Genomic DNA, 13899 nt, shown 5'->3' with positions numbered 1-13899 from the left:
CGTTAGATTTCTCGAATATCCGCAATCGGACAAAAAGAACGGAAGTCCTTGCGATCTAGCAAAGCAATCAATTTACCCGCGACCTCTTCTGCACTACTCAACTTACCTTGTTCCTTATAATCAACAAAGCGGTCAAGCAATGGAAAATCCGAGGCATCACTCGAACGAATTGTTTCTTGCATCCCGGTGTCGATAATACCTGGAGCAATGGACATCACATCGACAGGATAGGTTGCAGATTGCTGTTCGATTGCAGCGACTCTTGTGAAATGGTCTAATCCTGCTTTAGTCGTACAATAAACACCCCAACCTTCATACGCATTCCTTCCCGCTCCAGACGAGATAGAAACAATACGCTTTTGACCACGGAAGCTCTTCAACTTTGAAATGAAAGCATTTGACAATACCATCGGAGCTGTCAAATTCAACGCGATAGCTTGCTCCATCTGCCTAGCAGTTACCGTTCCAATTAGACCAATCGGCTCTACAGTTCCAGCGTTATTAATCAAGGTAAATGAGGTCGCTTTCTGTTCATATTCTTCAATAATTCGATGAATCGTGTCTTCTAAGTTGTCGGTTTGGCTTAAATCTGCCTCAATGAACTGCTTAATCCCCGATGTTTTCGTACGAGCAACGCCAATTACTTCATGTCCTCGTTCTGTTAACTGCTGGCACAATTCAAACCCAAGCCCTTTTGAAGCACCTGTTACAATATAAATATCCATTGTCATTCTCCTTCCGTATAAGCGGCTAGCCACTCATTCAGTGATGAATCATCTAATCGTTGTTGCACCTTCTCTTTGAAGTTCGACGGTTCGCTCAACGTTGTAAAATCGTCTCCAAACCACTTCTCCACTCGATCCCGAGTCACCTTAAATGATTGATCTTGGAATTTCAATTCTATTTCTTGAAGGTTACCAATTAACACAAATGCAGCAGTTGTATTATAAATTACCGCCTGTTCAGCAATACCATCCAGATCGGAAGTAGCTATCGGATAATGAACGAGGAGATAAAAGCGATTCGAATCCATTTCAATCGTCCCTTTATGTTCGTTCAACGGCAAAGCTTCAAAGAATGCATTCGTATTTGATGCATCTCCCATATAGGTAGTTCGAAAAGACAGCATTTTTTCGTAATCATGCGTTAAAGGATCTTGCTGAAGCTTCTCCTCACCGACTTTAGCCTTGTCTGGAATTTCAAAGTAAGCAATCCATATGTATATTGGTACAACAAGCAATATAAGTAGACCGATAATCATTCTGCGTTTATCCATTGCCATTCCCCCACTTACCCGTTTCCTACTAGTTTACCACGAATAGTTGATAAGTTAAAAAAATAGTAAAAGCCAACCCCTCTGTCATTAAAGGGATTGGCTAAACAGTTCTTATTTTAGAATCTTTATTTTCACGTCTTTACGTCCCCACTTGAACGCTTCGCTTTTTGTTGGGAAAAAGACGTCAATTTTATTTCCTTTAATCGCGCCGCCGATATCTCCTGCTACCGCATACCCATATCCTTCCACGTAAACTTTTGTCCCTAATGGAATTATTGATGGATCGACCGCGATGACTTTCGCATCTGGATTGCGTTTTAGATTAATGCCAGTTGCAGTAATTCCAGAACAACCGTTACAATTGGCAGTATATGCACTTGCTGATACCGTTAATTCTTTTACCACATTACTTTCATTGGATCTCGATGGTGTTTTACTTGCAGCTTGTGTTCCACCATTTGTGAGTTTTAGAGCTTGCTTTGGATAAATCATGTTTGATGTTAATCCGTTCCACGCTTTTAGGTCTGTTATCGAAATGTTGTAAGCTTTGGCGATGCTGTAAAGGGTGTCACCTTTTTTGACTGTGTACGATGAAGAAGCGGCAAAACTTTCGGTCGTTCCACCGATCAATAAAACTACTGTAAAAATGAACGTCACAATATGTTTTTTCAAGTTTTCTACTCCTTACTTTTTAGTCTATCCATAGATTATCAGCCTTATATTACAGCGACGTTACAAAATATATCCATTCGCATTACAAATCCTAGCCAATTATTACAAGAGGAGGCGCTTTAATTTGACGGAACTTTCAATAAGAAAGGCAGAAATACATGAAGCAAAACACTTATCCCACTTGCTTTCAATGTGTCAATGGTTCACTTATGAGGAACTTTATTCAAGCGCTTATATTGAACGTCTCATATTGAAATATTACAATGTCGAACGGATTAAACAGGAAATTACAACAACCGACAGAAGCTGGCATGGCTACGTCATTGCTGAAAGTCGTGGGAAAATCGTTGGTGCAATTGGTGGAGGAATGATTGATGAAACTACAGGAGAAATATACGTCTTCTATGTAGATCCTAAGGAGAGAGGCTTAGGTGTGGGGACAAGGCTGTTGAATTTCTATACAAAACTTCAAAAGCATCTGTATGGTGCAAGTGAACAGAAAGTTGCAGTGGCCAAAGGGAACAAGTATGGCATCCCTTTTTATGAATCAAGAGGATTTACTTTTTCACACGAAGATCTTGCTTATGGTGCCTCCGAAGAAGAGCATGACATATCGTCAATTTATAAACGAAAGATCTAAACGCAATATATTGCATATCTCCACTTTCCATAAACAGTTATTTCCTGTATACTTAAACTACAAATTGCAGCAGGAAGGTGACTGTATATGCCGATACCTTCGGAACATCAAAAAACCACACGTAAAACAGCAAAAGAAAGCGCATTCAACCAACTTCAACAATGGATTATTGATGGGACCTTACAACCTGGTGAAAAGCTGAATGATGTAGAATTGGCAGACGCACTCGGTGTAAGTAGGACACCCATTCGCGAATCGCTTCAATTATTGGAAGTACAAGGTTTCGTTAAAATGTATCCTGGGAAAGCAACACAAGTTACGGAAGTGAATAAAGACTCCATTAATGATCTTCTGCCTCCATTAGCTGTATTACAGGCTCTAGCAGCAGAATTAGCAATCCCCCATTTACAGGAAGAATCGTTACGAGAACTTGTCCAAACAAATGAACGATTTGCGCAAGCTGTTCGATCAAAAGACTATTATTCTGCCTTAAAAATTGACGAGGAGTTTCATCAGATAATTGTCGACATTGCATGCAATCCATATATACATCAAATCATCTCTTCGTTGCAGACACATGTGCGACGGCTCTTCTTCTTGAACTCCATCATCTTAACGGAAAAATCGATTGATGAGCATTCAAAGATCATTGAGCTCTTGAAAGAAGGAAAGGCGGATTTGGTTTCATCTGTCATGCGCGAGAATTGGCTCAGAGCGATAGATGAATTTCGCTCATTGGAAACAGAGTAATTGAAGATTTTAGGGAGTATGCCACAATACAAAATCAATCGAGCACTTCCTGAATTCGAAGCTGTAAAGATGAAAAAATAATAAAGAGGCTGGGACAAAACATAAAAAATGCATGAAGGCAAATTCGCCGGCATGCATTTTTTCTGCTTTTACAATGTTTCTTTTTTATCTTCATAAGTGGATCGGAGCGGAAAAAGGCCGACTCCTGCGGGATTTAGCGCGAATGTTGAGACCCCACAGGGAGCAAAGCGAAGCGACGCAGACGAGGAGGCTCAAGCGCGCCCCGCGGAAAGCGTGCCTTTTGGAGCGCAGAGGAACGGTCTATTTAGAGTTTTGTCCCAGCCTCTGTTCATTTCAACCTGTTTACTTTTCCTTACGTTAACTTCATGACTCTTGCGATAATCCCTGTTACAACCATGACTGCCAGTACCGGCAACAACCAACCTAGCCCTTCGCCATAATAAGGTAAAACATTTGTATAAAACGATACAATTGACGTTAACCAGTTCGGCCATTGCTCTTCTGTATATTCAAGCGTCCCGTACAATGTCTTCACACCATCAATTGTACTAATTGCAAGAGCAACAACTGTTGCACTGATATACACAAGTCGAGCATGCTTAAATAACGGTGACGTGAACGTCAATAGCATAAGAACGACTGCTAGTGGATAAAGGAACATTAATACTGGAATCGAATACGTTATAATGTTTGACAATCCGAAATTCGCAACGATGAAACAGAATGTCGTGAAAATCGTGACAAACATCTTATAACTGACTGAAGGAATGATCGTTGTGAAATACTCTCCACAAGCTGTCATTAAACCGATACTTGTCGTTAAACAAGCCAAGATAATGATAATTGCCAACATGATTGAACCAAACGTACCGAAGTAATGGGCAGCTGCGCCACTTAATACAGGACCACCCGTATCAAACAATCCAAACTTCTCAGTCGTTGTCGCGCCTAAATAAGCGATACCAACATACAACAAGCCAAGGAACCCAGCAGCAATAACACCCGTTTTAGCTGTTGCTGATAAAATCTGTACTTTGTCCGTCACGCCCAGCGCTCGGATTGCATTTATGACGATGATTCCAAATACAAGTGAAGCCAGGGCATCCATTGTATTATAGCCTTCTGTAAAACCTTTCATGAATGCTCCGGAAGCATACGCATCTTCTGGAGATTGGAATGAACCAATCGGATTCACAAATGCCATCACTAATAAAACAAGCAGTAATACTATGATTGCAGGAGACATCACTTTCCCGACCCGATCAACAATTTTAGCCGGATTTAATGAAAGCCACAAGGTGACACCAAAAAATACAAGTGTAAAAATGAAAAGAGCCGTTCCTTGTGCACTTTCAGGAATGAATGTTGCAATTCCAATATCAAACGCGACCGCTCCTGTACGAGGTGCCGCAAAAAACGGTCCAATCGTCAAGTAGAGCAACGATGTGAATAACACAGCGTATACAGGATGCACCCTGCTCGCCAAATCCTGCAAGTTGCGGCTACCTGAAAAGCCCATAGCTAGAATACCTAAGAACGGTAAACCCACACCGGTAATAAGAAACCCAATAACCGCCGGCCAAAGGTTCGTTCCTGCGTATTGTCCTAATTGTGCCGGAAAGATTAAGTTACCTGCTCCAAAGAACAGAGCAAATAACATGACGCCAATTAAAAGAAAAGATGAAAAAGACAGTTTATTTTGCATAGAATGATAGAATCCTTTCTTCTTGTAAGTTTATCTTGATGCATATGCAATATATCGCTGGCATTTATCATACGTGGACAAACCACTAATTGCAACAGCAAATTATTATTTGAATATATAATCAATTCATAAAATACAAGTTTATAAAAAATCCAAACGAACGATGACTAACAAATGGACTTTTGGATGCCTTTTCCGTTCACCGCTATACACTATACCGTTTATTTATTCATCTACTTAATTTTAACCAAAATAAACCATTAAGAGACCTACCGTATAAAAAAGAAACAGACGCGTAAGACGGAGTAAACTACGATTCGTCTTACGCGTCTGATTTATGACTAAAAAACTTATCACCTGACTATCAGCGCATCATTTTAATATAAATTTTGTTTCACTATGTCCTTCGTTCGATTTACGAACCTCTAGTATTGCCGGCAACGCCTTCTTCAATTCCTCAACATGGGAGATGACACCGATCATCCGACCTGATTTTTGTAAATCGATCAACGTATCCACTGCCTTGTGAAGCGATTCTTCGTCTAACGTTCCAAATCCCTCGTCGATGAACATCGTTTCGATTGATACTCCACCTTGGAAACTTTGTATAACATCCGCCATTCCTAACGCAAGACTAAGCGAGGCATTGAATTTTTCTCCCCCTGACATTGTCTTTACGTCTCGATTTTGCCCTGTATATGCGTCATATACATCCAACCCTAGGCCACTTTGTTTCCCTCGTATTTCTTGTCTTTCGCTACGCATCAACTCAAATTGGCCATTTGACAGGTTATGCAGTCTACTATTTGCGGACTGGATGATTCGCTCCAAATAATCGATTTGAATAAACCGTTCAAAGGAGAGTTTCAAGTGATTTTGCCCCCTGATCACATCATGGAGACTTGTCAGTTTACTCACTTTACGCTCTAATTCTTCAATCCCTTCAGACGTGTTATGCAAGTTGCTTCTTAATTGATTGAGCGCTTTTCCATATTCTATTGAACCCTTCCACTCTGTCAATGCATGTTCGTAAGCATCTTTTAAGCGGTCTACTTGTTCGGCCAGTATGGACGTGTCCATTTTCTCTTTGCCTTTGAGACTCGTTTCCAGCTCCACAATTGCAGTTTTTGTTGCATGAAGGTCCTCATTAAACCGTTTTACTTCCTCTTTGTACATGCGCTTTTCCGCTTCCGTCAACTTTGCGTTTCGGTATGCCTCTTCAGAATTAAAATCCGATTGGTGTAAAGCGTCTTTATAACGTGCTTCAGCTTGCTGCTTCTTTTGTACATACTCATGGACCGCTCTTTCAACGTACTGTTGAGCATTTTTTGACGTAGCAAGTTTTTCTTTCGCTTCTTCCTTTTTCTTCTGAATAGCTATCCACGAAGCTTCCAATTTTTCTTTATGAATGGCTGCTTTTTGAATTTCCGCTTCCAATGCAGGCAAGCTTCTGACCTCTTCAGGTATAGACGTTATTTCATGTTGCAACAAAGCGGATTCTCGTTCATACTCCAAGTTCCGTTCAGCTAATTGCTTTTCGATAGCATGTAATTTTGTTGTCCAATCTGCCACTTCCTTCTCAAAGGAAGACAACTGTACTTTCATGAGCGTACAGGCACTTTTTTTCTCTTTTAACACTTGTACTTTTGTAGCTATTTCCTCTTGCTTCCTTTTCACTACTTCTGCAGAGTCAGTAATTTTTTCTTCCGCCATTTCCTGTTCCAGTGCGGTGGATTGTTCTTTTATTGTTTCCAGTCTAGCCTCTGCCACACGTAATGATCGTTCTACTTCTGTTAAGTGTGCCCGCTTGTTCTCGAGCTGTTCTCGCGAAACTGCTTCTCCTTCTCTCTGTGCATGTTTTTCAGGATGGTCCACACTGCCACATACAGGACAAGGTTGCCCCTCTTGCAAAGCATGAGCTAGATGCGCAGCTTGATTGCTCAACCAATTGTTTTGTAACCCTTCAAACTCTTCTTTCGCTTTACGAAAAGCACTTGAAGCATTCATTGCAGTCTGTGTACAACTTGCTAATTCTGCTTGTAATTGTTCATGCTTTTCAACAATTTTGACGTCTGTTACATACTTGTTCAGTTGCTCGACAAGCATATCGAAAGGCACAATCGCTTCTTCAACATCGGCAATTTGCTTTTTCAAAAGTGTTTGCTGTTCTTGATAAGTAGCGGCCTTTTCCGCAATATAATGATGATCTGAATGAAGCTCACGTAAATGTCCAAGCAATTGGTGGACATGTGCTTGTTTTGCCGCTAATTGCGTGACGGCTGGCAAGTGATGACGCAGTTGAATAAGCTTTTCAGAAGCCTCATTCCGTTCAGGTTCTTGACGCTCAACCTCACTGTACACTCTTTCGATTTCCGCTAATTGTGCCATTGCAACATCTACTTGTTCAGTAGTTTTTTCAAATTCTTGCCGCTTAGCCAAAACTTCTTGCTCTTGTTGTATATAATAGGATTCGATTTCGTGAATGATTGCCGCACGGTCTGCATCGGCAAGTTGTTTCTCTTTCAGTTGAATGTGTGGTTGTTGTTGTTCTAATGTTTCAAGCGTCGTCTTTCGTTGTTCGAGCAAAGTAAACTGTTCATTCGTGTTTTTTGCTGAATGATACGTTTCGAGCAAAGCTCCATGCTTATTGTGTGCCTCTGTGTATAGCTTTTCATCTTCGACAGCTTTTTCTGTATAATACAAGATTTCTTCGTCCAGCCCTGCAAGCACTTGAGACGTTAGCATATATTCATTCCGCAGCACTTCAAATAGCAATGATTCTCTCGTTGGTACGATTGCAGTGATTTGTTGAATAAAGTGATCAGCTTTCGCTTTTTCATTTGTCAACTGCAATGTAGCCGTATCTTTCCTTTTTTTCAACACATCCACTATGCCTCGATAATCGTCAGTCTTAAAGATTTTCCGTAAAATCGCTTCTTTGTTTTCTGTATCTGACGTTAGAAACTTACGAAATTCCCCTTGAGGCAGCATGACAATTTGACTAAATTGGATTTGTGTTAATCCAAGAAGTTCTTCAACTTTCCGATTAATTTCTGAAACGATTTGGCGATCCACAATCGGTGTTTCACCTTCTGCTGTCAGTTCAAACAATTCACATTTGGCGGATGTCTCGGATTTGTTTCCTTTTTTGATGTATGGGATTTGACGCATGATTCGATAGGTACGTCGATGAATCGTAAATACTAATTCGACTGCTGTTTGAATGGCATCATCCGCAAAGTCACTACGCAACGACCGGATATCTGTCCGGTCTTCCCCACTTGCTTGTCCATAAAGTGCAAAACAAATCCCGTCAAAAATCGTTGTCTTACCTGCACCTGTCGCCCCAGACACGACAAACAATCGATGGTCTTCTAGTTGTCTAAAATCGATTGTTTCTGTCCCCTTGTATGGTCCAAAAGCGGTCATTGTCAATCGAATTGGCTTCATACGTCATTCCCACCTTTCACTTCTTGGAGTACTTCGGCGAAAATCCGTTCAGTTTCTTCATCAGGTTCTACATCGTTCATTTGTGTATAAAAATAACGGAATAACGTCTGGTCATTCGGTTTTTCTTGTATCCCACGTTCGTGTTGTTGCAAAGTCGCAGCCGTTGTGCGCATCATTTTCCGTTCGATATGCATCGCATTAGGAAATATCGACTTCACTTTTTCCATTGGAAACAGAACGGGTGATTCATCTCGCAATTTCACAAAAACAAAGTCATCACTAGGAGGAAGCGTTAAGATTTCGTCCATATGTCCTTCCACTGTCCGCATGTCGTGCAATGGATAAAGCTCTCGTTTCTCCACTGAAACTTTACCATCCGCATCCATTTCAACGATGTAAAATCCTTTTTTATGATGTTCTTCCGATATCGAATATTTCATGGGTGAACCAGCATACCGTATCTGTTCATTCAACACATAATGCGCTTGGTGTAAATGCCCTAAAGCTGTGTAATGGAACGGCTTAAAAAGATGTGCAGATACATACTCCGCACCCCCGATTGCCAACGGACGTTCTGAATCACTCGTGTTCTCTTCCTCTTCACCATGTGGCGTTACAAACGCATGTCCAACAAATACATGGCGGGCATCTTGATCGAACGTCATTTCACCAATCACTCGTTGCATAGCAGTCGTAAAATCTACAATCGTGTCATCTTCATAGATTTGCCTGCAGATTGAAGGGTCAGCATAAGGAACGAGATGGAAATGTACTTCGCCATGCGCATCTTTTAACACGATTGGCTTTATTGGACGTTTAATGCGCCCTTCAATGTAATAACCATTTTTTCGCATCAATTCACTACCAAAATCCAACCGACTAGGACTATCATGATTTCCAGCAACCGCTATAACAGGTGTCTCTAAATCTACGACAATTTCCTTCAATACATCATCCAGTAAGTTCACTGCATCCGTTGGCGGCACCGCCCGATCATACAAATCCCCTGCAATGACGACGACATCAGGCTTCTCCTCTTTTACTGCTTGAATAAACTGCTGCAACACATGTCGCTGTTCTTCAGTCATATAAATACCTTGTACGAGCTTTCCTAAATGCCAATCAGCCGTATGGAAAAATTTCAACTGCCTCTCCCCCTGTTACTGTTCTACCTTTTATTTTACAGCAATTGTGTAGAATTGATAGCGCTTGATTCGCGCGTATGGATATGTAGTTTTTGGGAGATGGCGCTGGTGATACGGCGGGAGTGTTGGGATGCGAACGTGGTACGTTGCGATGCGACGGCTTTAAGTTGTGATGCGGGCGCTTTATGTTATGATACAGCGCGAGTGTTGTGATACGAACGCGGTACGTTGCGATGCGACGGCTTTACGTTGTGATGCGGGCGCTTTATGTTGTGATACAGCGCGAGTGTTATGATACGAACGCGGTACGTTGCGATGCGACGGCTTTACGTTGTGATGCGGGCGCTTTATGTTGTGATACGGCGCGAGTGTTGCGATGCGAACGAGCTACGTTGTGATGCGACGGCTTTGCGTTGTGATGCGAGCGCTTTATGTTGTGATACAGCGCGAGTGTTGTGATACGAACGTGGTACGTTGTGATGCGACGGCTTTATGTTGTGATACGAGCGCTTTACGTTGTAATACACCTCACACAAAGCGAACACAAAAAGGACACCTGTATCAGATGTCCTTTTCGCTGTAGGATATACTCAATCCTCTATTGAGGAGAGGCATAAGGTTCATGGAGTTTTACTTTTCATTTCTATATCGAGTATAACACAATAAGTTGCACGAAGGAAACTTTTGTATACTAAACTGCAAATTACGTAAAAACAACTACTTGCCTTCATATGCTATTTGTACAACACGTGTTAAGAATCACGAACAACTCACGCAACAACAAAAACCGCCTTTTGCCAATATGAAAGCTGGCGAAAGGCGGTTTAACGTTTAAGTTCAATTGTTTTCAAAAAATACTTTTTCCGTATTGTACTTCGCACGCATCGTATTGATAATATACGTTTCGTAAATTTCTCTTTCCATTGCATCTTCTACAATGATCACTGAGATTTTCACAACTTCATCACGATGGTTTTTTAATGGTGAAACGTTATCTTCTAGGTGTTTCTTAACACGCTGGCGTAATTTACGAGCCTTCCCAGCAAGTAAAAGTTCATCCCGTTTATTATAAAATAAAATAAGACCGCCTTTATCACGTGGAATTTCATGAAGATCTACAAAACCGTTAATTGGTTTAATAGGAACTTCTACATTACTTTTTTGTTGTCGTTGTTCAATTGTAACATCCGGTTGCGGAATTGTAATTGAGATCATTATATCTTCACGTCCTCTTCTTTTGTGAACTTACATCCTACCATAGATTGCTCAAATTTGCGAAATCCAAGACATATGTATAAGCCCTTTATGTCCGTTCAGCGTTATGATTTTCTTATCCACCATTCATGTCGCCAGTACTACTTCTAAACGCCCTCTCATAAAGTGTAAAACTGACTTTGGAAGGAGTGTGTATATTGCGCGAGTTTCCAGTTTGCATTCAGACAAAAAAACTGCCTCATACCTCATCAAATATACGTGTCAACTATCCTGTCGTTACCCAAATGAACAATCATACAGTTCAACAAAAAATCAACCATACGATCATTCATACACTAAATAAGATGCTTGTGGATCAATATTTTTATGAAGATTACTTAGTGGAATTGATTGCTTACTATGAAATTAAGACGAATGAGCGAGGGGTTCTAAGCTTAAATTTAATTGTTTACTCGGACACCGGCGGAGCGCATGGGTTGACAGTAATCCGTTCGCTGACATTTGATACGAAAACCGGCAAGAACTATGAGTTGAGCGAACTGTTTAAACCAAATAGCGGCTATGAGAAGGCAATCAATACGATTATTCAACAACGTATTAAAGATTGGGACATTCAATTATTAGATCCTCCTGCCACTGAAATACGCAGTAACCAAGATTTCTATATTGCAGATGTAACGCTAGTGATTTACTTCCAATTATACGAGATTTCTCCTTATGCATCCGGTTTTCCTTTCTTCCCAATCCCTATCTTAGATCTTGCACCTTACATTCAACCAGGTAGCCCGCTCGAAACGATGATGTCTTTCACGTAAAAAGCGCGCAGTTCTTAACTGCGCGCGTTCTTCTTTATTCTCCAAACAACATACAATGCTGCAGCAAGAACGAGCATACCGGCGAGAATAATCTTCGTTGTACTCCCATTAAGTAGTCCATCGTTGTGTTCGTCTTTTTTAGCATTGCTTCCTTCAATTTTTTGACCTTTACCCAATTCATTCAGATCTTCTGCCGCATTTGAAAGATTTGTCGTCCGTTGGCAAATACTCGTCGAAAGTGTACTCTTATTATTCATATCTCCTAACGAAGCGTAAACGAGGTACGATTGACCAACTTCAAAAGGAAAACCGCAATCCCCATCATGATAGCCTGTCGTTACACTTACTTCTGACTGCTCTACGCCTTTCCAGCTTTCATCCACTGCAAAGTACACGGTAAACCCATACCCATTCAGCAGATTTTTGTTATCAACAATTTTAATCACTTCGCCACTAAATACAGCCTCTGCGTCAAGTAATGCTTCTTCAGGAGGTGGCGGCATAACACATGAACAAGCGGACACTTCTAATGAATTTCCACCTATAATGAAGACAACTACCAAACAGAACGCAATACATAATCGCTTCCAACCACCCATTTTAAAACCTCCCCATTTACAGAGTAGACGAAGTAGACTGTCATTTCGTTTCAAAATAAACGAAATGTACACCTTAAAAATGGAGTGTCTATAGCCGTTAACAAACAGGTTTGATTAGGGATGGGTCATTGTATTTGGGTGAATTGACAGCAGGTGATATTTCATATGCCTCCATTTGGTCTTCATCAAACGATTGCAACATATTCCCCAGGAAATGAATATCCGTAATAGATGGATCCAACCATTTCGCTTCTTCTTCCTTCTTTAGAATAACAGGCATCCGATTATGAATCGGTTTCACAAGGTTATTTGGTTCAGTAGTAATCGCGGTACACGTGTAAATCGTTTTCCCGTCCGGAGATTGCCAAGACTCCCAAAGACCTGCGATGCCAAACATACTATTGGACTTCAGTTTGATGCGCATCGGAATTTTTTCTCCATCTTTTCGTTGCCATTCGTAAAATGAATCTGCGGGGATGATACAACGACGCTTTGTAAATGCTTGTTTAAAACTCGGTTTCTCAGCAATCGTTTCTGCCCGCGCGTTGATCATCTTATACCCGATCTTTTCATCTTTCGCCCATGGAGGAATTAACCCCCACCGTAAATATCCTAGCCGATTTTTAGAGCCGTCGTTAATAATCGCAGCGACTTGTTGAGAAGGGGCAATATTATAACTAGGCATGTACTCACTTTCCTCGAAAGCCGATTCAATTGAAAAACGCTCAATAATGTCGTGATAAGGAGCAAACAATGTAAAGCGACCGCACATAGACATCCTCCTTTGTTTTGTAAGACAATTTAGTTAATGGTATCATGAATGTACGAAAGAATCATGGTAGATGAACAGAGAGGATGAAATTGTTGAAAAGAACATTGGTCATTAGTGACATTCATGGAGAGTTAGATTTATTAGAAGAATTGTTAATAGAAGTAGGTTATGATCCAAAAGTAGACCAACTCATCTTATTGGGCGACTATATTGACAGAGGACCTGATTCTAAAGGAGTCCTTGAGAAAGTAATTGCTCTAAAAAAGGAAGGTGCGATTGTTTTACGCGGCAATCATGAAGAAATGATGATTAAAGCGTTAACGACAGACGAAGAGAAAGCTTGGAAACATTGGACAGATCGGAATGGCGGTAAACAAACACTAGAGAGTTATGGATTTTCTGAAGATGTATTCATCGTGAAAGATGATGACTTTGTCAAACCGACACTTCAATCGTCTACATTGAATGAACACCTTCAATTCATTCAGTCATTGGATTATTATTTCGAGTGGGATGATACCATTTTTGTCCACGCAGGCGTTCATCCATCTAAGCCGATAGACGAAACTGACCCACATGAACTCGTCTGGATTCGCGATGTTTTTCACAATGGATATTGTGGAGAAAAGACAGTCATTTTCGGCCACACGCCTACAAAGAATTTACATAATGATAAATGCAATAATGGTGTCTATTATGGTGAAAATCGGATTATTGGCATTGACGGGGCTGCAGTGTATGGTGGCCAGCTGAATTGTCTTCAATACCCTGAAAACCGTACATTCTCTATTAAAGCAAAGAATAACGCTGAGGAATTAATTACAACTCGATAACTGGTA

At 40.8% G+C, this 13899-nt stretch carries 13 protein-coding genes; 4 read left to right on the top strand and 9 right to left on the bottom strand.

Annotated elements, in window-relative coordinates; genetic code table 11:
* Nucleotides 1-2: 2 nt before the first annotated feature.
* From NRI27_RS01760 to NRI27_RS01750, 3 genes are all read right to left on the bottom strand, one after another.
* On the bottom strand, nt 3-725 hold the full coding sequence (locus tag NRI27_RS01760) for an SDR family NAD(P)-dependent oxidoreductase (protein WP_371389303.1): 723 nt from the start codon (nt 723-725) through the stop codon (nt 3-5).
* A gap of 2 nt (nt 726-727) precedes the next feature.
* On the bottom strand, nt 728-1276 hold the full coding sequence (locus tag NRI27_RS01755; protein WP_371389302.1) for a DUF4825 domain-containing protein: 549 nt from the start codon (nt 1274-1276) through the stop codon (nt 728-730).
* Nucleotides 1277-1387: 111 nt separating this feature from the next.
* On the bottom strand, nt 1388-1948 hold the full coding sequence (locus NRI27_RS01750; protein ID WP_371389301.1) for a 3D domain-containing protein: 561 nt from the start codon (nt 1946-1948) through the stop codon (nt 1388-1390).
* Between the two features lie 124 nt (nt 1949-2072).
* Between NRI27_RS01750 and NRI27_RS01745 the strand changes: the two genes are divergently transcribed.
* Both NRI27_RS01745 and NRI27_RS01740 read left to right on the top strand, forming a co-directional pair.
* Nucleotides 2073-2588 (top strand): GNAT family N-acetyltransferase, encoded by a 516-nt coding sequence (locus NRI27_RS01745; protein WP_371389300.1) that lies wholly within the window; start codon nt 2073-2075, stop codon nt 2586-2588.
* Between the two features lie 87 nt (nt 2589-2675).
* A complete protein-coding gene (locus NRI27_RS01740; RefSeq protein WP_317942742.1) occupies nt 2676-3338 on the top strand; it encodes a GntR family transcriptional regulator in 663 nt (220 codons plus the stop codon).
* A 373-nt stretch (nt 3339-3711) separates the two neighbouring features.
* Here NRI27_RS01740 and brnQ read toward each other — a convergent pair whose 3' ends face one another.
* The 4 genes from brnQ to NRI27_RS01720 all read right to left on the bottom strand — a co-directional run bounded on the left by brnQ (nt 3712) and on the right by NRI27_RS01720 (nt 10874).
* Complete coding sequence (gene brnQ / locus NRI27_RS01735) at nt 3712-5064, bottom strand: branched-chain amino acid transport system II carrier protein (protein ID WP_371389299.1); 1353 nt, start codon at nt 5062-5064, stop codon at nt 3712-3714.
* A 372-nt stretch (nt 5065-5436) separates the two neighbouring features.
* The gene (locus tag NRI27_RS01730; RefSeq protein WP_371389298.1) at nt 5437-8514 is read right to left on the bottom strand and encodes an AAA family ATPase; all 3078 of its coding nucleotides are present in this window, start codon (nt 8512-8514) and stop codon (nt 5437-5439) included.
* Complete coding sequence (locus NRI27_RS01725) at nt 8511-9659, bottom strand: exonuclease SbcCD subunit D (RefSeq protein ID WP_371389297.1); 1149 nt, start codon at nt 9657-9659, stop codon at nt 8511-8513. The genes NRI27_RS01730 and NRI27_RS01725 overlap by 4 nt, the downstream gene beginning before the upstream one ends.
* An 837-nt stretch (nt 9660-10496) precedes the next feature.
* Nucleotides 10497-10874: a nucleotide excision repair endonuclease gene (locus tag NRI27_RS01720; RefSeq protein ID WP_317942735.1), complete on the bottom strand. Its 378-nt coding sequence runs from the start codon at nt 10872-10874 to the stop codon at nt 10497-10499.
* A 197-nt stretch (nt 10875-11071) separates the two neighbouring features.
* Between NRI27_RS01720 and NRI27_RS01715 the strand changes: the two genes are divergently transcribed.
* On the top strand, nt 11072-11689 hold the full coding sequence (locus NRI27_RS01715) for a DUF3298 and DUF4163 domain-containing protein (protein WP_317942734.1): 618 nt from the start codon (nt 11072-11074) through the stop codon (nt 11687-11689).
* Between the two features lie 14 nt (nt 11690-11703).
* Here the strand turns inward: NRI27_RS01715 and NRI27_RS01710 are convergent, their stop codons facing one another.
* Together NRI27_RS01710 and NRI27_RS01705 are read right to left on the bottom strand one after the other, a co-directional pair.
* Nucleotides 11704-12288 carry a hypothetical protein gene (locus tag NRI27_RS01710; protein ID WP_371389296.1) on the bottom strand — a complete coding sequence of 195 codons (585 nt, stop codon included), beginning with the start codon at nt 12286-12288 and terminating at the stop codon, nt 11704-11706.
* 97 nt (nt 12289-12385) lie between these two features.
* On the bottom strand, nt 12386-13060 hold the full coding sequence (locus tag NRI27_RS01705) for an SOS response-associated peptidase (RefSeq protein WP_317942730.1): 675 nt from the start codon (nt 13058-13060) through the stop codon (nt 12386-12388).
* 92 nt (nt 13061-13152) lie between these two features.
* Here NRI27_RS01705 and NRI27_RS01700 point away from each other — a divergent pair, with 92 nt between their 5' ends.
* Nucleotides 13153-13893: a metallophosphoesterase family protein gene (locus NRI27_RS01700; protein WP_317942728.1), complete on the top strand. Its 741-nt coding sequence runs from the start codon at nt 13153-13155 to the stop codon at nt 13891-13893.
* Nucleotides 13894-13899 lie beyond the last annotated feature (6 nt).

Source organism: Sporosarcina sp. OR05 (assembly GCF_041414805.1).
Classification (GTDB): Bacteria; Bacillota; Bacilli; order Bacillales_A; family Planococcaceae; genus Sporosarcina; species Sporosarcina saromensis.
This window is presented reverse-complemented; position numbering and strand designations above follow the sequence as displayed.